At 59.4% G+C, this 20,736-nt stretch carries 20 protein-coding genes; 8 read left to right on the top strand and 12 right to left on the bottom strand.

Going from position 1 to position 20,736, the window contains the following annotated elements; all coding sequences use genetic code 11:
• Positions 1-1,377: 1,377 nt before the first annotated feature.
• The 5 genes from DBR00_RS19130 to DBR00_RS19110 all read right to left on the bottom strand — a co-directional run bounded on the left by DBR00_RS19130 (position 1,378) and on the right by DBR00_RS19110 (position 4,473).
• Entirely contained in the window at positions 1,378-1,713 is a 336-nt protein-coding gene (locus DBR00_RS19130; RefSeq protein ID WP_108538100.1) for a hypothetical protein, read from the bottom strand.
• Between the two features lie 518 nt (positions 1,714-2,231).
• The gene (locus DBR00_RS20595; RefSeq protein WP_146180714.1) at positions 2,232-2,660 is read right to left on the bottom strand and encodes a hypothetical protein; all 429 of its coding nucleotides are present in this window, start codon (positions 2,658-2,660) and stop codon (positions 2,232-2,234) included.
• 91 nt (positions 2,661-2,751) lie between these two features.
• Positions 2,752-3,294: a TonB C-terminal domain-containing protein gene (locus DBR00_RS19120; protein ID WP_108486797.1), complete on the bottom strand. Its 543-nt coding sequence runs from the start codon at positions 3,292-3,294 to the stop codon at positions 2,752-2,754.
• Positions 3,295-3,414: 120 nt separating this feature from the next.
• Positions 3,415-3,828: a hypothetical protein gene (locus DBR00_RS19115; RefSeq protein WP_146180713.1), complete on the bottom strand. Its 414-nt coding sequence runs from the start codon at positions 3,826-3,828 to the stop codon at positions 3,415-3,417.
• 24 nt (positions 3,829-3,852) lie between these two features.
• Positions 3,853-4,473, bottom strand: coding sequence for a TetR/AcrR family transcriptional regulator (locus DBR00_RS19110; RefSeq protein ID WP_108486795.1), 621 nt, complete (start codon positions 4,471-4,473; stop codon positions 3,853-3,855).
• 80 nt (positions 4,474-4,553) lie between these two features.
• Here DBR00_RS19110 and DBR00_RS19105 point away from each other — a divergent pair, with 80 nt between their 5' ends.
• Positions 4,554-5,408: an oxygenase MpaB family protein gene (locus DBR00_RS19105; protein ID WP_108486794.1), complete on the top strand. Its 855-nt coding sequence runs from the start codon at positions 4,554-4,556 to the stop codon at positions 5,406-5,408.
• Positions 5,409-5,460: 52 nt separating this feature from the next.
• On the opposite strand, the gene DBR00_RS19100 is transcribed toward DBR00_RS19105, so the two are convergent.
• Together DBR00_RS19100 and DBR00_RS19095 are read right to left on the bottom strand one after the other, a co-directional pair.
• The gene (locus DBR00_RS19100) at positions 5,461-6,954 is read right to left on the bottom strand and encodes a M20 family peptidase (RefSeq protein WP_108486793.1); all 1,494 of its coding nucleotides are present in this window, start codon (positions 6,952-6,954) and stop codon (positions 5,461-5,463) included.
• A gap of 16 nt (positions 6,955-6,970) precedes the next feature.
• Complete coding sequence (locus DBR00_RS19095) at positions 6,971-9,346, bottom strand: penicillin acylase family protein (RefSeq protein ID WP_108486792.1); 2,376 nt, start codon at positions 9,344-9,346, stop codon at positions 6,971-6,973.
• A gap of 114 nt (positions 9,347-9,460) precedes the next feature.
• Here DBR00_RS19095 and DBR00_RS19090 point away from each other — a divergent pair, with 114 nt between their 5' ends.
• Positions 9,461-10,513: an AraC family transcriptional regulator gene (locus DBR00_RS19090; RefSeq protein WP_108486791.1), complete on the top strand. Its 1,053-nt coding sequence runs from the start codon at positions 9,461-9,463 to the stop codon at positions 10,511-10,513.
• A gap of 34 nt (positions 10,514-10,547) precedes the next feature.
• Here the strand turns inward: DBR00_RS19090 and DBR00_RS19085 are convergent, their stop codons facing one another.
• Positions 10,548-11,156, bottom strand: coding sequence for a DUF6436 domain-containing protein (locus DBR00_RS19085; RefSeq protein ID WP_256583080.1), 609 nt, complete (start codon positions 11,154-11,156; stop codon positions 10,548-10,550).
• Between the two features lie 83 nt (positions 11,157-11,239).
• Between DBR00_RS19085 and DBR00_RS19080 the strand changes: the two genes are divergently transcribed.
• Positions 11,240-12,172, top strand: a complete 933-nt coding sequence (locus tag DBR00_RS19080; protein WP_108486789.1) for an alpha/beta hydrolase — start codon at positions 11,240-11,242, stop codon at positions 12,170-12,172.
• 132 nt (positions 12,173-12,304) lie between these two features.
• Here DBR00_RS19080 and DBR00_RS19075 read toward each other — a convergent pair whose 3' ends face one another.
• Positions 12,305-13,072 (bottom strand): DUF2059 domain-containing protein, encoded by a 768-nt coding sequence (locus tag DBR00_RS19075; protein ID WP_108486788.1) that lies wholly within the window; start codon positions 13,070-13,072, stop codon positions 12,305-12,307.
• A gap of 84 nt (positions 13,073-13,156) precedes the next feature.
• On the opposite strand from DBR00_RS19075, the gene DBR00_RS19070 reads away from it, so the two are divergent.
• Entirely contained in the window at positions 13,157-13,780 is a 624-nt protein-coding gene (locus DBR00_RS19070; RefSeq protein ID WP_108486787.1) for a 2OG-Fe(II) oxygenase, read from the top strand.
• A gap of 8 nt (positions 13,781-13,788) precedes the next feature.
• On the opposite strand, the gene DBR00_RS19065 is transcribed toward DBR00_RS19070, so the two are convergent.
• Positions 13,789-14,346: a DUF6160 family protein gene (locus DBR00_RS19065; protein ID WP_108486786.1), complete on the bottom strand. Its 558-nt coding sequence runs from the start codon at positions 14,344-14,346 to the stop codon at positions 13,789-13,791.
• A gap of 222 nt (positions 14,347-14,568) precedes the next feature.
• On the opposite strand from DBR00_RS19065, the gene DBR00_RS19060 reads away from it, so the two are divergent.
• Complete coding sequence (locus DBR00_RS19060) at positions 14,569-15,063, top strand: DUF523 domain-containing protein (protein WP_108486785.1); 495 nt, start codon at positions 14,569-14,571, stop codon at positions 15,061-15,063.
• Here the strand turns inward: DBR00_RS19060 and DBR00_RS19055 are convergent.
• Both DBR00_RS19055 and serA read right to left on the bottom strand, forming a co-directional pair.
• The gene (locus tag DBR00_RS19055) at positions 15,060-15,842 is read right to left on the bottom strand and encodes a DUF4344 domain-containing metallopeptidase (RefSeq protein ID WP_108486784.1); all 783 of its coding nucleotides are present in this window, start codon (positions 15,840-15,842) and stop codon (positions 15,060-15,062) included. The genes DBR00_RS19060 and DBR00_RS19055 overlap by 4 nt on opposite strands.
• A 71-nt stretch (positions 15,843-15,913) precedes the next feature.
• A complete protein-coding gene (gene serA / locus DBR00_RS19050) occupies positions 15,914-17,143 on the bottom strand; it encodes a phosphoglycerate dehydrogenase (protein WP_108486783.1) in 1,230 nt (409 codons plus the stop codon).
• A gap of 185 nt (positions 17,144-17,328) precedes the next feature.
• Between serA and DBR00_RS19045 the strand changes: the two genes are divergently transcribed.
• The 3 genes from DBR00_RS19045 to DBR00_RS19035 all read left to right on the top strand — a co-directional run bounded on the left by DBR00_RS19045 (position 17,329) and on the right by DBR00_RS19035 (position 20,724).
• Positions 17,329-18,723 (top strand): FAD-binding oxidoreductase, encoded by a 1,395-nt coding sequence (locus DBR00_RS19045; protein ID WP_108486782.1) that lies wholly within the window; start codon positions 17,329-17,331, stop codon positions 18,721-18,723.
• A gap of 279 nt (positions 18,724-19,002) precedes the next feature.
• Complete coding sequence (locus DBR00_RS19040; protein WP_108486781.1) at positions 19,003-19,668, top strand: fumarylacetoacetate hydrolase family protein; 666 nt, start codon at positions 19,003-19,005, stop codon at positions 19,666-19,668.
• A gap of 114 nt (positions 19,669-19,782) precedes the next feature.
• Positions 19,783-20,724 (top strand): SdiA-regulated domain-containing protein, encoded by a 942-nt coding sequence (locus tag DBR00_RS19035; RefSeq protein ID WP_108486780.1) that lies wholly within the window; start codon positions 19,783-19,785, stop codon positions 20,722-20,724.
• Positions 20,725-20,736 lie beyond the last annotated feature (12 nt).

Genomic DNA, 20,736 nt, shown 5'->3' with positions numbered 1-20,736 from the left:
ACACAATTTTCGAAATTGTGTGAAGCCTAAAGCAGTGGAGCGATATTGCGGATGTACGCGATTAAAAACCAAACAAGCTGAAAGCGATTGGCTAACGTTAAGTTAAGGGGCGGGCTTTAGCCCGTCCTAGTGAGCGAAGCGAACGGCTTGAACTTGTAGTTAGACGCGGTGGCAAGTCGGGCATTGATTTGGTACGCGACGAAAAATTTACCTTAAGTCGAACCAAAATGGTGGGCAACGAACGTGCAGGCGTTTGCCGATAAAGCAAAATCTTGCAAGCAAAGCGTTGTGCGCCGATGAAGGGACGCGAGTGCCGACCAAAAAGAGAACGCATGTCAGTCATTTTGCGAGCCGAAGAGGAGGGGGTTCAGCTCGTTTAGCAAAATGAAAGTATATAACTGGATACTGCGATTGTGAGACTTAGACATAAATTCGATGCTTCCTTGCATATTAAAACCGCCAAATTTATAGCCGCTTCTAACGTTTGGTTAAGGGGCGGGCTTTAGCCCGTCCCAGCGAGCACAGCGAGCGATTTGAACCAATTGTTAGACGCTCGGATGTACACATAAATTGAAGCACCGCATTCTTGCTTGTAACGCGTTGCGCGATGATCTTGGCGAAACGCAATAAATTTAATGTTTGCAATGTAACTGAAAAACCACGATTTCAACGGACCTCGATGGCAAACGGCGTAAGCACAGCAACTGAAAGACTAAACCCGAGAAAGCCCCGAAAGCAATCGTGTGACCTTGCGAACAACAATTACGCAACGGACGAAACGCGATGAATCCAATGTTTGCAATGTAACGAACTGAACGCAGTGTTGAAAAATGCCACAAATATAACGGGCGTCTGTTCTAGCAATGCACATTTCAAACCGTGGAAACCTCGAAAGAAAACGTGCGTTGATACGGGTGTACGCATTGCAAAAAACAAGCTTTGGAAACATGAACGTCTAACGTTTGGTTAAGGGGCCGCGGAACGCGGTCCCGAACGAGCGAAGCGAGTGACTTGAACCAGTTGTTAGGCAGCGGGCGTCGAGTTGAACGCAGGTGATGAATACCGCACTGTGGCCAACCTGCAATTTTCTTGCAAGCGACTGGTTCTTTCTGGGCGGAGCCTCGACTGAGCGAGCTGTCAGGCGACGCATTGGATACTCTGCAACCTTGAGGCGCAGCGAGCAGCGAATATGCTGGAGTAGGGCGGTGAACTGGTTATTGCGCGCTATCTGATTCAGGGATGCACGGTGTTTGCCGGCGTAACTGTAAAAGACTTTCATGCCCGCACATCCTTTAATTGCTGTTGCCGCCTAACGTTTGGTTAAGGGGCGGGCTTTAGCCCGTCCCAGCGAGCACAGCGAGCGATTTGAACCATTTGTTAGGCGCGCTTTTCGTACATGATTATGTGGTGTGGCTCTAGAGCTAAATGCACTTCTTTTAATAACTCTTTAGAACGAATATTTTTCTTGAAGAACAATAAAATGCGCATGTAAGTATTTTTTAATATGCCTCTATCGAAAAGTTCAACCCTGTCGTTATATTCGATACGCCACCAATATTCAATATAATGGCCGTCGACTCTTGGTAAGTCTGGGGTTTTGTCACCCGGTGCTCTTGTTTCGATTGTCTTGGAATAAAAAAATGTGAAGTCTGGATAGTCGCTCCAGCTCTTGCCGTATAGGATTTTCGTAACATTATCCCAGTCAACTTTCATACGGGTGCCTAACGTTTGGTTAAGGGGCGGGCTTTAGCCCGTCCCAGTGAGCGCAGCGAACGATTTGAACCAATTGTTATACCCTTTTGGATTTTTGGAGCCAAAAAGAAGCACATAAAAATACCAACGTAACCCAGCAAAGCGCAGTAGATACTGTTACTTCAATTGATACCTCTAATGGATTCGGAGATGCTGGATGATGCCGCTCATCAATGAAGCTGATAAGTATATTATTGAATACAATGTTTAAAGAGGTGAAAACGAAGGTGCACCACTTTGCTATTTTATTGTCTTTGTATAAGAAAATAGAACACGCGGCGAAGATGATTGCCGGTATTAGAGACTCCCAATCGGTTTGTATGACTCCGTATAGCCAAGTTAGAGAGATGCAGGCAGCTAGAAAAGACGAAATTTTATTCATTCAGAAAATTTGCCATGTGTGTATAACGTTTAGGTTAAGGGGCCGCGGCACGCGGTCCCAGTGAGCGAAGCGAACGATTTGAACCGTTTGTTAGAGCTTACGACTTTTTCCAAGGATAGTAGTCCAGGCAAAGACTCAAAGATGCGCCTGCTAGTAGAGCCATTAATTCGGGTTCAAGGTCAATAACTATGTTGTTGTCACTATACAAGCCGACAAAAAACTCAGATTTCCCACCTTCTCCTCGGAGTTTTAAGAAGAATGGCTCCAGATACCGATAGCGGGCGATAAGCAAGAGCAAGGTCTCTTCGATTTCTTTTATTTCGGATGAAATCGGCTCGGAAATGAGCGACGCGCTCCAGTACGAACTAGTTCGAGTTCCCCCTAATGGGTTTCCTCTAGGTGAAACGCGGGGTTCGCCTGCGGTCCAGTTGTGCTTAGGATCTACGCCAATCGCGGACGTGATTTCTTCGTGTGGCATGGATGGATGCCACACGCGCAGCGAGATTACATATTGGTACGGTTGCATGTTGGCTCTAACGTTTGGTTAAGGGGCGGGCTTTAGCCCGTCCCAGTGAGCGAAGCGAACGATTTGAACCAGTTGTTAGACCTATGCGCTATTAGTTGCCCGATTGTATAAGTTGGCTAAATTTAATTTTATGAAATTTGAAATATTTATTATAGTCAGCTTCGCTAAGGTTTTTTACTTCACTGAATATACCAATGCTACGTATTGCCAAAATTGCTGAGTTATCGAATTGATATTCACCGCTAGTCTGGGCTATCTCAATTGATGAAATTTTACCGTCAGCGCTCATTTGAACGTCAAGGATAAGGTGCGCTTCAGGCTTTATGTCTTTGGGTATTGTAAATTTGTTAAATATTTTGGTTGTATAGAGTGTAAACAAGTCTTCTGGGTCGTTAGTATTTAAAGTATGCGTTTGCTGGTAGGTGAAGTCCTCGGATAAAAGCTCTCTAAGGGCACGTTGCTTCTTCGACTCTGCCGGTTCAGCTGGAAATGAGTTCTGAGGCGAAATCTCCTGTACTTGAACAGGCGTACTAACTGCTAGTTCATTCTGATTGGTATTTATAACTGTTTCTGTGGAATTGCAGCCTGACAGCAATGAGTAAGAAATAATTAGAGCGATTACGCATAGTTTCATGACACACAAGTTCCAAGGTTGAGTCTAACTATAATTAGACGGCATATCCGTATCTGCACACTGTTGCCACTGCTGGCAATAAATATCCAAATATAGCCATCTCGTATCCATATCTGACCATCAGCTATTGATGATCCGTTCTTGTAGTCCAAGCTCTACTGCTGCTTTGTAACTTAGCAACCATGCCTTTTCTTCAGGCTGCCACTTACCGCCCGCCTGCTTTACCGCCAGTTGCATGACCTTCTCATGAAAATTTACGCGCACGAATACCAGCGCCGTTGGCTGTTTAGGCGTTTGGGTGCGGGTTTTTGGTGGTTTGTGTTTGCGTTCGACGATCAGTTCGACAGTGGTGTAGCTGATCTGCTTTTCGGCGTCGTGACGGTAGCGTACGGCAATCAGGTCGTCGCCGTAGCGTTCGACAAAGCGTTTGGTGCCGTTTTTTCCTGGCTTGAGGCTTTTTACAACGTCCATATCGTGCCCCGCTGGGTGGCAGTGTCCTGCTGGCAGTCTGCCTTTATCTGTCTGAAGGCTCAAGCAATGGGACGGGCTAGAGCACGGCTACGTGTTGGTCTGTTGGGGGTTCGCTGCTGCAGCCAAGTAGGCAGTCAGCATGTTGGTCAGTTCATTGATCAGTTGTTGGTCGCTCAGTGGAGGGGCGTCCAATGCCAGGTGACGCACCAGGGTCATCAGGGTGGCGTTGATCATCACAAACAGCATCGGCATGGGGTTGTCGATGGGGAACTGGCGGATGTGGCGAAGCAGATAACGTCGGCAGATTTCTGACAGGTGCCGCTCCAGCCGGTCAACCACATGCAGGGCCTGCAATTGCTGCCAATGGCGCACCAGTACGCGATAGTGGCCATTGCCGCTGAGAATAAATGCGAGCACGTCGCTCAGCAGCATCCTCACAGCCGTCCTGACGTCAGCCTCCAGCAGTTGTGCCATGCGCGCGTCGACCAGGCGGGTGATATCGAGCGCCATCTTTTCGAGCAGTCCTTCCAGCAGTTCCTGCTTGTTTGCAAAGTACTGGTACAGCGAGCCCACGCTTACGCCGGCCTCTGCTGCGACCCGGTTGGTGGTCAGGTTGGCCAGGCCCTGCCGCTCGATCACCCGGCCGCTGGCCTCCAGCAGGATGTCGACCATCTGTTGTGAGCGTTGCTGGCAGGGTTTCTTGCGCATGGCGGCTCCATTGCGAATTTAATGCGAGCTAATACTCGCATTAGCATGGGTGCCAGACAATTGCACAGGAGCGCCCGAGCATGCAGACGACTTGTCCCGTTTCAGATACGCAAACGTTACGGCCTCTGGGGCCGGACTCGCTGACCTGGCGCTATTTCGGTGATCTGCGTGGTCTGCTGCTGATCAGTCGCGTCGGCCTGTTGCAGAACCTGCATCCTGGTCTGGCTGCCGGTGTGCAGGAACATTCCGACTTGTTTGTTAATCCCTGGAACCGGCTATTGCGATCGATTTCACCGATTCTTGCGGTGGTCTACGGCGGTGAGCAGGCGCCAGCAACCGGTGTGCAGGTCCGCGATTGGCACCGGCAGATCAAGGGCATGGACGTTCAGGGGCGGCGCTACCATGCCTTGAGCCCGGAGCTGTTCTATTGGGCGCATGCCACCTTCTTTGAAGGGCAGATTGCCGCTCAGGCGCTGTTCGGCACGCCGCTCGACGAGGCGAAGCTGGAGCGCTTGTATCAGGAGTCCATCCAGTGGTATGCCCTGTACGGTCTGCCAATGACGACGGTTCCGGCCGACTACAAGGCATTCCAACTTTATTGGCAGGACATGCTCGACGCACGATTGGAAATGACGGGCGTGGCGCGCTGGTACCTTGATGGCAACAAGTCTCTGCCAGCCCCCTATGCCTGGATGCGTGGCCCGCTCTGGTGGTTGCTGCGACCGCTGTTCGATCAGGGAGCACGCTGGTTGGCGGTGGGCAGCTTGCCCGCGTCACTGCGTCAGCGGCTGAAGCTGCCTTGGAGCGCAAAGGATCAGCGGCGCCTGGACGGCCTGTCTCGGCTGGTCAGAGCGCTGTGGAAAGTGCTGCCCCGGCGTTGCCGATATTTTCCCCAGGCCTACACCGCTCTACGGCGCGCCGGTAAAGCGGTTTGAGGCATGGCGCTGGCTGCGTACGAGCGGCACTGCCCCTCGCGCTGTTTGTCGCCTACTTGGCCGGGTTGTTCAGGTTCTGCAGCAGTCGGTAGTAAAACCCACTGGCATTGGCCAGCGTATCGATCGCCACGCGCTCGTTGGTGCCGTGCATGCGTGGCAGGTCGTCACGCTCCATCAGCAGCGGGCTGAAGCGGAAGATGTTGTCGGTCAGCGGCTCGTAGTAGCGCGAGTCGGTGCCGCCGACCGTGAGGTTGGGGCTGACCAGGGTGTTGCTGAAGCTCTGGCGGATCACTTCGGCAAACTGCTGATAGGCCTCGCCCCGCACATCGGAGACCGCCGAAGGCTCGCGCCCGCCGGGCATCACTTTGATTTGAATCTGTTCATCGGCCACGGCGTTGCGCACGTGTTCGGTGACGCGGTCGATGCTGTCACGCGGGTGGATGCGCAGGTTGAGGGTGGCGCGGGCGCTGGGCGGCAGGACATTTTCCTTGATCCCAGCGCGCAGCAGGGTCGGCGACAGCGAGGTTTGCAGTTGTGCAGCGCCGGCCGGTGAAGCGGCCAGTTGTTGTTCCACCAGCGGGCTGAACAGCCAGAGGTTGGCGAAGATCAGCCGGTAGCCGAAGGCTTGCGCCGGGGTGAAGCTGGCCAGCAGGTCGCCAGTGGGGCCATCGAAGCCGCGCTGGAAGGGTGCATCGCCGACCCGTTGCAGGGCTTGGCTGAGGCGGCCGATGGCAGTTTCATCGAAGGCGGGCGGCTGCGAGGAGTGACCACCCTGGGCATTGGCGGTGAGGGTCAGGCTGACATAGCCTTTTTCCGCAATGCCGACCACGGCCACGTCCTGGCTGACGCCGGGGATCTGCCCGCGCACCACAAAGCCACCTTCATCGCTGACCCACGCCAGGCGTTTGCCCTGTTCCTGCAACTGCGCGGCGATGCGCCGGTTGCCTTGGTGGCCGCCGATTTCTTCATCGTGACCAAAGGCCAACAGCACATCGCGTTGTGGCTGGAAGCCCTGGGCGATGAGGGTTTCCACCGCTTCAAGAATGGCCACCATCGAGCCTTTGCTGTCGATGGCACCACGCCCCCAGACAAACCCATCGGCAATCGCCCCGGAGAACGGCGGGTGGGTCCACAGCCCTTCCGTGCCGGGTGCGACGGGCACCACGTCCTGGTGCGCCATCAGCAGGGCGGCGGGCAGTTGGCTGTCCTTACCCGGCCAGCGCAGCAGGATGCTCGGGCTGCCGGTGGCGAGTGATTCCGTGCTGGCTGTAACGCGTGGATAACGCTGTGCCAGCCACTCCCGCATGCCGGCAAAGGCGGCGTCGCTGGCCGCCAGTTGGCTGGCCGGCGCGCCGACCTGATGCGACAGGGTTGGCAGGCGAATCGCCGCAGCCAAACTTTCCGCTGCACGCTGACTATCCAGCCCCTCAGGCAGGCTGACTGGCGCGCTGTTGTAAGCCGCGGCCGGCAGCAGCAGGGTGCGGCCGGCCACCACGGCCACCAGGCCGAGCAGAATGATCAGTAAAAGCAGTAACAGGCGTTTCATTGCCGATCTCCTTGGCTTATGGACGCAGAATCAGCTGGCTGCGGCTGTTAGCCTTGATCGCTTCGGCGTTCAGGTGCATTGGCACGTACTCGCCACGTATGTAGGCGTCGGCCTGGTCCTTGTAATGCTGATCAAACAAGACGCCACTCTGGCCCACCGGGTTGATGCCCAGGGCGCTGCCGGCGTCGGCCAGATCGATCAGGCGACGGGTCGAGGGGCCGTACACCACCGACCAGGGGGCCGGGCCGACCGGTTGCGAAAGGTTGTTCGGCGTTTCATGGCCACCCGGTGCGGCAAAGGCGCCGACGTTGAACAGTTTATCCAGCGGCTTTTGCTGGCCCAGCGGGTGGGTGTGAGTGAGGGTGTGTACGCTGCCCCAGGCCCATTTCGCGCTGTCGTCACCGAGGGTGCTGCGCAGGTGGGCGAGGCTGGCCTGCCAGGCGGCTTTGACGGTATCGGCACGGCTTTCTACCGCCTCACTGCCGCGTTTGTCCCACCAGGGCGAGTGGGCATCGGCGGCCAGGCGCGGCAGGGCGCTGTCGAGCACGCGGGTTTGCAGCAGGTTGGTGAAGAAGGCCTCGCTCAGCTCGTCGGCCATGGCTTCACGCGTCAGTTGGTACACCAGTTGGTTGAACAGGGTGGCGGCGGTGTTCTCGACCTGATGCTGGCCATCCCAGCTCAGCAGCTGCTCGACCAGCGCCTGCTCTTCGCTGCCGCTGGCGGCAGCCCGCAGATCAGCCGCCAGCAGAGTGAGCAGGCGTTGCGGGTAGCCGGTGCCGGGCTCCAGTTGCAGCGCCTGGCTGTTCTGTACGTCCCACTTCACGCTGCTGTCGCGCAGGCGTTCGTCGAGGCGCTGGCCCCGATCAGCCAGGTTGTAATAGCCGGGAATCGCCATGCCGGTCGGCGACACGGGCTGGTAGTTGGCGGAGAGGATATAGCCGCGCTCGGGGTTTTCTTCCTGCGGGTTGGCGCTGAACGGGTAGTAGCCGTCTTTTTCCGCCTCGCCGTTGCTGCCGTCGAGGATAAAGCTCGGGTTGACCCCGGCCGGGCGACGCGGCAGTTTCGCCGCCGCCCACCAGCCGATATCGCCCGTGGCATTGGCCCACACCACGTTCAGCCCCGGCGCTTCGATGTGCTCGGCGGCGACGCGAGCTTGTTCTAGCGTGGCGGCGCGGTTGAGTTGGTAGAAGCCATCGAGGATCGGGTTCTCGGTCTCGAGAAACGCCCACCACATGGCAATCGGCGTGCTGCCGACGGTTTCCCCCAAAGCGCTGTTGATGATCGGGCCGTGCGGTGAGCGGCGGATGGTCAGGCGCACGGGCTCGGCGTCCTTGACGCTGATCAGCTCTTCACGGCTTTGCAGCTCGACCCATTGGCCGCGATACCAGACCTGGTTGGGGTTGTCCGGGTTGGTTTTCTCGGCGATCAGGTCCAGGTCGTCGTTCTGGAACATGGTGATGCTCCAGGCGAACGCGTTGTTATGCCCCAGCGAGGCCACCGGGTTAAGCGCCTGATGATGGCCGTACAGGCTGAAACCGGGGTAACTCAGGTTGGCCTCGTACCACACTGACGGCACGGCGAAGCGGATATGCGGGTCGCCGGCCAGCAGCGGCTTGCCGCTGGCGGTGCGGCTGCCGGAGATCGCCCAGGCATTGCTGCCCTCAAACTGCGGCAGGCCGGCATCCAGCAGCGCGGCGTGGCTCAGTTCGGCGATGGCGTTGAGGTCTTGCCAGTCGCCAGCAGCGAGGTGCTGGCCGACCACGCCTTGCGGGTGCCAGTCGAGGTCAAAGGCTTTCAGGTAATCAGCACCCAGCTGATCGCGGATGTGCGTCAGCACCGGCTCGGTGCGAAAGGCCGCGGCAAAGCTGTAAGCCATGTAGCCGGCGACGCTGAGGGTGTCGGCGGGGGTGAAGGGGCGCTTGTCGATGCCCAGCACATCGAACTCGATCGGCGCCGGGTGGTTGGCCTGATACTGGTTGATGCCATCCAGATAAGCCTGCAGCGCCTGACTGGCCGGGGTGTTCATGTCCAGTTTGGCGGCGTAGCGATCGGCGTGTTCGCGGATGCCCAGGGTGCGGAACAGGCGGTCGGTGTCGACCAGCTTGCTGCCGAGAATTTCCGCCAATTCGCCACGGGCCAGGCGGCGGAGAATTTCCATCTGGAATAAGCGGTCCTGGGCGTGCACATAACCGAGTGCGCGGTACATATCGGCTTCGCTCTGTGCCTGGATATGCGGCACGCCGCGTTCGTCGTAATCCACCGTGACTGCGGCCTGCAGGTGGCTCAGTTGCCGCTCGCCGTCACGTTGCGGCTGCTTGCTGTCGATGTACCAGTAAGCGCCGGCGGCAGAGGCTGCGACGATCAGAGCCAGGGCAGTCAGGGTGCGTTTCATGGGGTTTTCCTTGTTATAGGTTTTATCAGCGCCCCATTGTGCGCACTGCTGGCTGCGCAGGCATTGACCCAATACAGCAAGAGTGAAAGTCTTTGGTCAATCCAAGAGGCTTGTATGCAACACGACCCGCACAACAGCATCGCCAGCGCGCTGACCCATTCCTCGACCCTGCGCCGCCTGCTCTACGAGGCTCTGGCGGCATTGGGGCTGGACCCAACCGACACTTATCGCCAGGCCTATCAGGGTGTGGTGCTGACGCCGCCGCTGCTCACTGCCCGCGCAGACCACGACAATGCGCCGCGCTTCTGGCAGGCGTTGGCGGGCATCAGCGGTGATGCTGACATCGGCCTGCACCTGGGTGAAACCATGCAGCCACGGCCTATGGATGTGGTGGGTTACCTGCTGCTGGCCAGTTGCGACCTGGGCCAGGCGCTGGAGAGCTTTGTGCGTTTCCAGCACATCCTTTCTGGCGGTTTTGCCGCGCGCCTGGAGCTGGAGGGCGAGCAGGCGCGCTTGATCTTCGACCTCAATTACCGTGGCGTGGGTTCGTTGCGTCAGCAGATGGAGTGCCTGGCGCTGCTGCTGCAGAAGATGCTGGTCAGCGTCACCGGCGGCGGCTTTGCGCTCGACGGTGTGGAGTTTCGCCACCCGGCCCCGCGCCGGCTGAGTGAGCACCGCCGGCTGTTCGGCCTGCTGCCGCGCTTTGCCCAGGCGCATGATGCGCTGATCTTTCCGCGCGCCTGGCTTAGCCGGCCATCACGCAGCGCCAACCCACGGCTGTTCGCGGTGCTCTGGGCGCAGGCGGAAGTGGAGTTGGCCGAGTTGGAGGAAAACCAGCTGCTCAACCGCGTGCGTTACTGGCTGGAGGTCAACCTGGGCGTGCAACTATGCGATCTGCGCCGCTGCGCCACCGCGCTGGGTTACAGCGTTGGCGGACTGCAGCGGGCGTTGGCCGAACAGCAGCAGAGCTTTCGCCAGCTGCATGATGAGGTGCGCCGCCTGCGCGCACAGGCCCTACTCGACAGCGGTCTGGCCATCCGTGAAGTGGCTCGTGCCTGCGGCTTTGCCGAGCTGTCGCCGTTTTACCGCGCGTTCAAGCGCTGGCAGGGCGCGACGCCAATGGGCTTTCGCCGGCAGTTGGTTGTAGGGGCAGCAGCGGCAGACTGATCGATCAGCGCGTTTGCCCTATGGCCGCTCGTCTTCAGTTGTTCTGCCACTCACAGAAGCAGCCCACTGCCAGAGTATTGCTGGCGCTGACCGGGCGCTCTTCAATCAGGGCATCGAGAATCGGCTCGATAAAGCTGTTGCTGGAGGTGCAAACAGCCCCTTCGCTGTAGGGACCGAAGTACGCCAGCTGACCCGTGCGGTCCCAGATGGCCACCGCCGGGCTGGCGGGAATCTGCGTGCTGCCTGTCAGTTCAGCCAGCGGCTGCAGGGCGCTCAGGGTGCTGGGCAGTTGGCCGCTGCTGCCGGGCTTTTGCACGGCATAGAAGTTCACGCCCTGGGAGGCGAAGCGTTCAATCAGTTCGGCCAGGTGTTGCTGGTTGCCGACATTGCACGGGCAGGCCGGGTCCCAGAAGTGCACCAGGCGAATGGGACCGGGGCCGGCCAGCTCATCCGGCAGGCGCAGCTGTTCACCATAGAACAGGGCCGTCTGCTCGCTGAAACTGCGTAGGTAGCGCGATTCATACCACCGGTAGGCGGCCAGCATGGCGGCTGCCCAGAGCAGAATCAGCAAGCTGGCGAGGAGGGTCTTGCGTGTGGGTCGAGTCATGAGCAGCCTTCGGCAAACAGGCGCGCAGCTTGCCATGACTGGCGCGACAGCTGAATATCCCAACCTGATCATGTCGGTCTGGATGACCGATAAATCTTCCTATGACCAATGGAAAGCCAATGCCAGAGCCGTTTCAGCCGGACAACCTGTCTGCCAGTCTGCGACCCTTAGCCGCAGCCGTTGTGCTGTCGCCGGCTGAACAGGCCTACCGACAGTTCTACGGTTTCAGCGACGCCTGGGCGACGCGCAGCTGCATGGGTACGCTGCAGGCCGCCGGCTACCAGATCGCCGTACAGGCCTGGTGGCCTGAGCAGCCGCGCGCCACGCTGGTGCTGGTGCATGGTTACTACGACCACGTTGGCCTGTATCGCCATGTGATCGAGTGGGCGCTGGGCATGGGCTTCGCCGTGCTGGCCTTCGACTTGCCGGGGCATGGCCTGTCCAGCGGCGAGCGCGCCAGCATTGGAGATTTTGCCGAGTACCAGGCGGTGCTGCAGGCGGTGCTGGTGGAGGCCGCCGCGCTCGAGCTGCCGCAGCCCTGGCATCTGTGCGGGCAAAGCACCGGTGGGGCGATTCTGATCGACTACCTGCTGACTGGTAGCCCGGGTGCGGCCATCGGCGAAACCATCCTGCTGGCGCCGTTAGTGCGGCCGCGGGCATGGGGTTGGTCGCAGTTCAGTTACCGCATCATGAAGCGCTTTGTCAGCGAGATTCCCCGGCGCTTCAGCGTCAATTCCAGCGATGCCGAGTTCATTGACTTCGTTCATCACCAGGACCCGTTGCAGCCACGCAACCTGCCAACCGCCTGGGTCGGCGCGCTTAGTCAGTGGGTGCCGCATATCGAAGCCGCGCCGCGCAGTCTTCGCAGCCCGTTGATCATTCAGGGTGAAGCCGACATGACGGTGGCCTGGCGGCACAACCTGCGGGTGTTGCAGGACAAGTTCGCCGCTCCGCAGGTTTTGTGTCTGGCCGAGGCGCGGCACCACCTGGCCAACGAAGCGCCGGCCTTGCGCCAGCGCTATTTCGAGTTTCTTAGTCAGAAGCTGGCGTAGGTTGGTGTTGAGCGTAGCGAAGCCCAACAGGGCGTGCGCAGCACTGCGCTCGACGATCCGTTGCAGTCGTTGGGCATCGTCGCGTTGCTCCTCAACGCATCGCCGCTCAACACCAACCGACGTGGATTCGGCTCAGATGCCTTGCGAGGCTGGAGCCAGTGCTGTGCTGCTCTGGCCGACCGCCAGGCCTCTGCGGATTGCCGCCAGTGCGGCCTGGTAGTAGGCCTTGCCGGCATCGGACTGGGCGAAACTGACGAACTCTTCCAGCTCCGGATCGCTCAGCTCGCGGTAGACGTGCAGCAGGGTGTTATCCAGATCCGTCCCGATCTGCTCCATCAACCGCTGGCGCTGGCCATTGAGCATGGCCTGGGCGCTGTCGCCACCGAGCAGGCCGGGGAGCATCTGACTGAGGCTGTCGGCGGCTACACCGGCCAGGGCCAGGCTGACTTCGGCACCGGCTTCCCGCGCCGGCAGCGCCTGGGCCAGGTGGCGAATCAGCAGGCGGCGGGTGGCGCTGGCTTCACTGCGCGGCAGACCATTGGCATGGCGGGCCAGTTGGTCGCTGCGGGTGGCCAATAACTCGGCATCAACAATCTTGCGCCCCAGTGGCGACTGGAAGAACTGCAAGGCACTGGCGGGCGCCGCGAGGTGGCTGCGCAAGCCCTGTAGGGCGCGTTGGTCCATGGCGTTGGGGGCGAAGCGCTGGTTGCTGTTGTTGACCAGCGCCTGATGCACCGCTGGCGGCAGGCTGCTGCGGTAGCGCTCCTGAGCGGCCTGCAGGGCGTCGCTGAAATGCATGCGTTGCTGCGGCCAGCCGGCCGCCTGATACAGCCGCAGGTAATCGTCCGCCAGGGCGGGCAGGCTGAGCAGCAGGGTCAGTACAACGGAAAGGGCGCGCATTAGGGACTCCATTCAGGGGCGGCTATTTTCGGCGGCACGCTGACACTTGTCGAGGCTCGGCAGGGCGCTGGTAGAATCGCCGGCATGACGACCGATACCCACACCGCACTTCTGACGCACATCGTTGACGACCTGGCCGAGCACGGCTGGTCGTTGCAAACGCAGTTCATTGCGCCTTCTCTGACCCTGAAACTGGCCGAAGAGTGCCGTAAACGTGCCGCACAAGGTGCATTGGCGCCCGCCGGTGTGGGCCGCGGCGCGCAGCAACAGATTCGCGAAGGGGTGCGCGGTGACCATATCCAGTGGCTGGAGGCCGGGCAGCAGGCAAGCTGCGATGAGTATCTGCAGGTGCTGGATGAGCTACGCCAGGCGCTGAACCAGGGTTTATACCTGGGTTTGGAAGACTTCGAAGGGCACTTTGCGCTGTATCCACCGGGTGCGTTCTACCAGAAACATCTGGACCGGTTCCGTGATGATGACCGTCGCGCGGTATCGGTGGTGTTTTATCTCAACGAGGACTGGCAGGCTGAGCAGGGCGGCGCGCTGCGGTTGTACCTGGCGAATGGCGAAACGCGTGATGTGTTGCCGCAGGCGGGCAGTCTGCTGGTGTTTCTGTCTGCCGACATGCCTCATGAGGTTTTGCCGGCGTGCCGTGACCGTTTGTCCTTAACCGGCTGGTTTCGCCGGCGCGGCAATGGGCCACTCTAGACCGCGGTTTAGTGACCCCAGACCTTGAAGGTCCCGCGTAGATCGGTGATGTCGCGGATCTCAACACTGCCCAGCTGGCTGTCGCCGACGTACATGTCAGCGGCTACACGCATACGAATGCGTTGGGCGGGAATGCCGCTGGCAATCAGCTGCTGGTTGATGGTGGTGAGATCAGGCAAGGTCAGCTGCAGTTGCTGCTGGCCGCTGCCATTGTTGACCACGTCGATTTTCAGGGTGGGCAGGTTGACGCCGAAGATCGGCAGGGTCAGGCCCAGTTGTGCAGCGCCGAAGGCAAAGCTGCCGCCAGAACCGTTCGGACAGCTGGCCGGGGTCAGGCAGCCGTTGTCGATCTTCACGTTGCGTAGCGAGGCGCTGCCACCGTCGTCATTCCAGCTGATCCGGCTGATCGTCGCCAATACATCGGTACGGATGCTGATGCCGGCCTGGCCACTGATTTCGCTCAGGCTTTGGTTATCCATCGGTAGCAATTCGGCCTGGCTTGGCAGCGTATAGGCTGCAAGGCTGGCAACGAGGGATAAGGCGACGGTGCGAAGTGGGCGGTGCATGGCGATGTCCTCAGCTAGAGTGCCAAGAGTCTGTGCCGGGCCTGTCGCGCGCGCCATTGAACCGGTTCGCTTCCCGCCGAAGGATAGGTCGCAGTTGGGCGCGGATAGGGCGGCTGGCGTGATGGGTTTGGCAATCTGCCAGGCAGCCCGACCCTTTGGTCGGGAGGGGCGCGAGGCAGTAACCGGGCCGTGTTACGGCAAGTGACTAAACGAGAGTGAGACATGCAGAAAATTCTGGTGAGCCGTTGCCTGCTGGGCCAGCGCGTACGCTATGACGGCGGTGCCCATGGTCCGTTCAGCCTGCTGGAGCGCTGGCAACAGGAAGGCCGCGTGGTGCCGTTGTGCCCGGAAGTGGCGGGCGGCTTGCCCACGCCGCGTGCCCCAGCGGAAATTGCGGGCGGTCAGGGGGCAAAAGTGCTCGATGGGCACCTGCCGGTGCTGACGGTGGATGGCGAGGATGTCACAGCGGCTTTTGTTGACGGCGCACAACAGGCCCTGGCCCTGGTGGCGCAGCATGGCATTGGTATTGCGCTGCTTAAGGCGCGCAGTCCCTCGTGTGGCAATCGCGAGGCGTATGACGGCAGTTTTAGCGGCACCCAGGTCGCTGGCGAAGGCGTGACGGCGGCGGCCTTGCGCCGCGCCGGGGTGCGGGTGTTCAGTGAAGAAGAACTGGTGGCGGCGCAGGCCTTTCTGGCGGTGCTGGACGGCGCTGATTAAGGCGCTGGATCATCATCGAAGTGCAGTGGCAGAAGCTGTTCGATGGCATTGGCCAGCTGCCAATACTCCTCTTCACAACTGTCCCGGCGCTCCTCCGGAAGCTGATCGCCTGCATCGCTGTAACGCTCGATGTCGGCACCGTATGCCCAGCACATCACGTTGTAATAGCGTTGCCCGTTCAGGCTGTGCGTCGCGGCCAGCCCGTCTTCGCTGACATCGTCGCCCCACGTGGCAAAGCTTAAAATGGTGCCGTTGAGGATGTGCTCGCCGTCTTCGCGGTGTACCCAAATGTAGGTGCTGATCTGATCGGCCACATCTTCTTCGCGCCCCAGCATGGGGATTTCCAACTGATCGATCAGCGCGTGGCCCAGTTCGTGGAAGAACAGGTAGTCGCTCCAGCCGACGGCGAACGCCTGCGCCTCTTCGGCATTGAGTTGGCCATCGGCTTCAAATTGAGCGAAGTTGTTTTGCGTGTCTTGCAGCTCTTCGTAGCAATAAATGATGCTCTGTTCTGCGCTGTCGTAAAACGCGTTGGCCTCATCGCATGTGCGCATTGTCAGCAGCAGTTGCAGGCCCTGATCCGGCAGCAACGCTTCGATCTGCTCACGCCAACCCTCGAGAATGGCATCCTGTTCGGCCTGTGCGGCGATGTCTCGCAGCTCAAGCGGCGCGGCCTCGTAGCGTACGCTCAAACTGTTGGCATTGGATTGGGCCTGAGTGCTGCCGAGGGTTAATAAGCCGGTCAATAGCAGGGTAAAACGGACTGGAAGGGTGAGCATAGGAATTCCTGAATGTGTCGAACGCGCATTAAAAAGGCGACCGAAGTCGCCTTTTTAATGTCTGCGCCGCGTTAGAACAAGACGCGGCTGCGGATCGTGCCTTTAACGTGTTGCAGCTTCTCCAGCGCCAGGTCGGAGTAGTCGGCGTCGACGTCGATGACCACGTAGCCGACCTTGTCGTTGGTCTGCAGGAACTGGCCAGAGATGTTGATGCCGTTTTCGGCGAACACGTTGTTGATCTCGCTCATCACGCCTGGGATGTTGGCGTGGATATGCAGCAGGCGGTGCTTGCCCGGGTGCGCCGGCAGGGCCACTTCCGGGAAGTTGACGGACGAAACCGAGGTACCGTTGTCGCTGTACTTGACCAGCTTCTCGGCCACTTCCAGGCCGATGTTGGCCTGGGCTTCAGCGGTTGAACCACCGATGTGCGGGGTCAGGATCACGCGATCCAGGCCACGCAGCGGGCTTTCGAACTCTTCGTCGTTGGACTTCGGCTCGACCGGGAACACGTCGATGGCGGCGCCAATCAGGTGCTCGTCCTTGATCGCCGCAGCCAGATGCTCCAGTTCAACCACGGTGCCGCGTGCGGCGTTGATCAGAATGCCGCCCTTTTTCATGGCGCGGATTTCTTTCTCGCCGATCATCCACTGGGTGGAGGGCAGCTCAGGCACGTGCAGCGACACGATGTCGCACATGCCCAGCAGGTCGTGCAGTTTGGCGATCTGGGTGGCGTTGCCCAGTGGCAGCTTGGTCACGGTGTCGTAGAAGAACACCTGCATGCCCATGGCTTCAGCCAGTACCGAGAGCTGGGTGCCGATCGAGCCGTAACCGACGATGCCCAGCTTCTTGCCACGGATTTCGAAGGAGTTGGCTGCCGACTTGATCCAGCCACCACGGTGGCAGGAAGCGTTCTTCTCGGGGATGCCGCGCAGCAGCAGAATGGCCTGGGCCAGCACCAGTTCGGCCACCGAGCGGGTGTTCGAATAGGGTGCGTTGAACACGGCGATACCGCGCTCGCGGGCGGCGTCGAGGTCAACCTGGTTGGTGCCGATGCAGAAGCAGCCTACAGCCACCAGGCGCTTGGCGCAGTCGAAGACTTCGGCGGTCAGCTGGGTGCGCGAACGGATACCGATAAAGTGCGCATCGGCGATCTTTTCTTTCAGCTCGTCGTCGGAGAGTGCGCCCTTGAGGTACTCGATGTTGGTGTAACCAGCGGCCTTCAGGGTGTCCACTGCATTCTGGTGGACGCCTTCAAGAAGAAGGAACTTGATCTTGCTCTTGTCGAGAGAGGTCTTGCTCATCGGAGTACCTGTTGTCCCACAAATAGTGTCAGGGAAGAGGCCGAACGCCGCCGGCCGCAGCCCGCAGATCGGCGCGGGGGCACGATTTACGGGGGGCGTATGCTAGCATACGAGCCCCGCGAAACACCTACCCTGGCAGATGAAGCGTGCTCAGGGTGACCATGAATCGTTTGAGAGTTCCGTTGATGACCAACCCTGCGCTGATCGAAGAGCTGAAGACCCTGGTTGAGCCTGGCAAGGTGCTGACCGATGCCGATTCCCTCAACACTTACGGCAAGGACTGGACCAAGCATTTCGCCCCCGCGCCGCTGGCGATTGCCTTCCCCAAGAGCATCGAGCAGGTGCAGGCCATCGTGCGTTGGGCCAATCAGCATAAGGTCGCGCTGGTGCCGTCGGGCGGTCGTACAGGGCTTTCGGCAGGCGCGGTCGCTGCCAACGGTGAAGTGGTCGTGGCATTCGATTACATGAACCAGATTCTCGACTTCAACGAATTCGACCGCACGGCGGTGTGTCAGCCCGGCGTGGTGACCAAGCAGTTGCAGATGTTCGCCGAGGACAAAGGGTTGTATTACCCCGTGGATTTCGCCTCGGCGGGTTCCAGCCAGATTGGCGGCAACATCGGCACCAATGCCGGTGGCATCAAAGTGATTCGCTACGGTATGACCCGCAACTGGGTGGCTGGCCTCAAGGTTGTTACCGGCACCGGCGAGTTGCTGGAGCTGAACAAAGACCTGATCAAGAACGCCACCGGCTACGACATGCGCCAGCTGTTTATCGGTGCCGAAGGCACGCTGGGCTTTGTTGTGGAAGCGACCATGCGGCTGGACCGTGCGCCGAAGAACCTCACCGCCATGGTGCTCGGCACCCCGGACTTCGACTCGATCATGCCGGTGCTGCATGCCTTCCAGAACAAGCTGGACCTGACCGCCTTCGAGTTCTTCTCGGACAAGGCCCTGGCCAAGATCATGGCCCGTGGCGATGTACCACCGGCGTTTGAAACCGATTGCCCGTTTTATGCTCTGCTGGAATTTGAAGCCACCACCGAGGAAGTCGCCGACGCCGCCCTGGCCACCTTCGAGCATTGTGTGGAGCAGGGCTGGGTGCTGGACGGGGTGATGAGCCAGAGCGAGCAGCAATTGCAGAACCTGTGGAAGCTGCGCGAGTACATCTCGGAAACCATCAGCCACTGGACGCCGTACAAGAACGACATTTCGGTCACCGTCTCCAAGGTGCCGGCCTTCTTGCACGACATCGACCGCATCGTCGGCGAACACTACCCGGACTTCGAAATCGTCTGGTTCGGCCATATCGGTGACGGCAACCTGCACCTGAATATCCTCAAGCCGGAGAACCTGTCCAAGGACGAATTCTTCGCCAAGTGCGCTACCGTCAACAAGTGGGTGTTCGAGACCGTGCAGAAGTACAACGGCTCGATCAGCGCCGAACACGGTGTGGGCATGACCAAGCGCGATTACCTGACCTACAGCCGCTCGGAAGCCGAGATTGGCTATATGAAGGCGATCAAGGCAGTGTTTGACCCCAACGGCATCATGAACCCGGGTAAGATCTTTCCGCTTTGAAAGCTGCTGCGGGCTACGCGCGCCATGCTGCGTTGGCGAAGTCAGGAAAAATGCTCATTGGGGCACTAGCCAACTCCGCTTTTTCCAGACTCCGCCGCCTTGCCTGGCCTTCGCTCGCAACGCTTTCAGCAAGCTGATTAAGTCTTTAGTCGCTACGACAGCCCGTGAAGGTTCTTCCACCATGGGCGATCAACGATTCAGAGCGTAGGGCGGGGCTACCGCTCTGCGCCTGCCGCTCGCACAACGAGCGGCGTCATGCATTCCCATCAGGAGTTGCTTATGAGCTACCAGCATCAGTATGTCGATGGCACCCATATCCACTTTCCCATGGGCAAGGTGGTGTGCATCGGCCGTAACTACGCCGAGCATGCCAAGGAACTGAACAACCCGGTTCCTACCGAGCCGTTGCTGTTTATCAAAGCGGGCAGTTGCGTGGTGCCGCTGGATGATGGCTTCACCCTGGTTGAGGGTAAGGGTGATGTGCATTACGAGGCGGAAATCGCGGTGCTGATCGGCAAGCCGCTGTCGCGCACGCCGAATGCCGAGGAGGTGCGCGATGCCATCTCCGGCTTCGCCCCGGCGTTGGACCTGACGCTGCGCGACCTGCAGGCCACGCTCAAGGCCAAGGGCTATCCCTGGGAAACCGCCAAATCCTTCGACGGTGCCTGCGTGCTGGCGCCGTTCGTGCCCGGTGATGCCGTTGAAGACCTTACCGATATCGGCATTCGCCTGGCGATCAACGGTGAAGTGCGTCAGGACGGCAACAGCCGTGACATGCTTAACCCGATTCTGCCGATGATCCAGCACATCGCTGGGCATTTCAGCCTGCAGCCGGGTGATGTGATCCTCACCGGTACGCCAGTGGGTGTCGGCCCGCTGCACAAGGGTGATGAGCTGGCGCTGGAGCTGGTTGGCCACAGCCGCTTCAGCAGTCGCGCGCTTTAAGTCATATGACCGTTACAAGCAGGCGCCTGGAGGTGCCTGTGGGTCAGGTGGCGTAACAGAAACTTAAGGGTAGCTCTCTAGTCTGATAGCCATCGTTCTGCTGAGTTGTGTGCGATGTCAAACTGGATTGTCCGGCTGGTGCGTCTGCGTCTGCGTTGGCTCATTGCGTTTTTGCTGTTGGGGCTGAGTGCGGCGTTGGTGGCCAATTACCGCCATTGGGATGACCGTCTGTATTTCTGGTTTCAGGAACTGCAGGTGGGGGCAGCCGAGCAGCAGCAACATATCTGGCTGCCAGGCTATCAGGCTGTGCTGCAGGGCAAGCCGCTGCAGGGGCTTGAGCAGGAGGAGGTTTCCGGCCTGACCTACAGTGCCGACAGCAATACCTTGTTCATTGTCACAGGCAAATCCCCGCAATTGATCGAGTTGACCCTCGATGGTCAGGTGCTGCGGCGCATTGACCTGCATGGTTTTGCCAATCCCGAAGGCGTGGAAATGCTTGCTGATGGTCGCCTGGCGATCATCGATGAGCGCATGCGTACGCTGACCACGTTCAAGTTGGAAGCGCTGACCCGTAGCCTGGAGTTTGCCGAGCTGCCCTCGTTGGATCTGGGGTTTGCCGATGCGGGCAACAAGGGCTTTGAAGGGATTGCCTGGGACTCGCGCAACAACCGGGTGCTGCTGGGCAAGGAGCGTGGGCCGCTGGGTCTGTTCAGCCTGCCTTTCCCCGGTGAAGACGGTGCCACCGGTGTTATGCAGCCCATGGGCGGTGGGCACTTGTTTCTGCGTGATATTTCCTCGCTGACCTACGATGCCCGTACCGGCCACTCTCTGGTGCTGTCTGACGAGTCGCGGCTGCTGCTGGAGGTGGATGAGTACGGCGAACCGGTCAGCTTTATCAGCTTGGCGCGTGGTATGAATGGCCTGCGTGGCGGTATCGAACAGGCTGAGGGGGTGACCATGGATGCGCAGGGCAATATCTACATCGTCAGTGAGCCGAACCTGCTTTACGTGCTGCACAAGGAGCCGGCTGCGGCCTCGCCCACCCTGGCGGATTAAGCTTGGTTTAAG

This window comes from Pseudomonas sp. HMWF032, assembly GCF_003060885.1.
Classification (GTDB): domain Bacteria; phylum Pseudomonadota; class Gammaproteobacteria; order Pseudomonadales; family Pseudomonadaceae; genus Aquipseudomonas.
The sequence above is the reverse complement of the archived record's forward strand: the minus strand, read 5'-3'. Positions and strand labels throughout refer to the sequence as shown.

Bases quoted from the DNA above. Each gene is read 5' to 3' on its own strand.
- DBR00_RS19080 (WP_108486789.1), top strand. From the start codon at position 11,240: ATGCCAGAGCCGTTTCAGCCGGACAACCTGTCTGCCAGTCTGCGACCC.
- DBR00_RS19090 (WP_108486791.1), top strand. From the start codon at position 9,461: ATGCAACACGACCCGCACAACAGCATCGCCAGCGCGCTGACCCATTCC.
- DBR00_RS19070 (WP_108486787.1), top strand. From the start codon at position 13,157: ATGACGACCGATACCCACACCGCACTTCTGACGCACATCGTTGACGAC.
- DBR00_RS19045 (WP_108486782.1), top strand. From the start codon at position 17,329: ATGACCAACCCTGCGCTGATCGAAGAGCTGAAGACCCTGGTTGAGCCT.
- DBR00_RS19060 (WP_108486785.1), top strand. From the start codon at position 14,569: ATGCAGAAAATTCTGGTGAGCCGTTGCCTGCTGGGCCAGCGCGTACGC.
- DBR00_RS19065 (WP_108486786.1), bottom strand. From the start codon at position 14,346: ATGCACCGCCCACTTCGCACCGTCGCCTTATCCCTCGTTGCCAGCCTT.
- serA (WP_108486783.1), bottom strand. From the start codon at position 17,143: ATGAGCAAGACCTCTCTCGACAAGAGCAAGATCAAGTTCCTTCTTCTT.
- DBR00_RS19035 (WP_108486780.1), top strand. From the start codon at position 19,783: ATGTCAAACTGGATTGTCCGGCTGGTGCGTCTGCGTCTGCGTTGGCTC.
- DBR00_RS19085 (WP_256583080.1), bottom strand. From the start codon at position 11,156: ATGGCAAGCTGCGCGCCTGTTTGCCGAAGGCTGCTCATGACTCGACCC.
- DBR00_RS19130 (WP_108538100.1), bottom strand. From the start codon at position 1,713: ATGAAAGTTGACTGGGATAATGTTACGAAAATCCTATACGGCAAGAGC.
- DBR00_RS19110 (WP_108486795.1), bottom strand. From the start codon at position 4,473: ATGCGCAAGAAACCCTGCCAGCAACGCTCACAACAGATGGTCGACATC.
- DBR00_RS19100 (WP_108486793.1), bottom strand. From the start codon at position 6,954: ATGAAACGCCTGTTACTGCTTTTACTGATCATTCTGCTCGGCCTGGTG.
- DBR00_RS19105 (WP_108486794.1), top strand. From the start codon at position 4,554: ATGCAGACGACTTGTCCCGTTTCAGATACGCAAACGTTACGGCCTCTG.
- DBR00_RS19095 (WP_108486792.1), bottom strand. From the start codon at position 9,346: ATGAAACGCACCCTGACTGCCCTGGCTCTGATCGTCGCAGCCTCTGCC.
- DBR00_RS20595 (WP_146180714.1), bottom strand. From the start codon at position 2,660: ATGCAACCGTACCAATATGTAATCTCGCTGCGCGTGTGGCATCCATCC.
- DBR00_RS19075 (WP_108486788.1), bottom strand. From the start codon at position 13,072: ATGCGCGCCCTTTCCGTTGTACTGACCCTGCTGCTCAGCCTGCCCGCC.
- DBR00_RS19120 (WP_108486797.1), bottom strand. From the start codon at position 3,294: ATGAAACTATGCGTAATCGCTCTAATTATTTCTTACTCATTGCTGTCA.
- DBR00_RS19040 (WP_108486781.1), top strand. From the start codon at position 19,003: ATGAGCTACCAGCATCAGTATGTCGATGGCACCCATATCCACTTTCCC.
- DBR00_RS19055 (WP_108486784.1), bottom strand. From the start codon at position 15,842: ATGCTCACCCTTCCAGTCCGTTTTACCCTGCTATTGACCGGCTTATTA.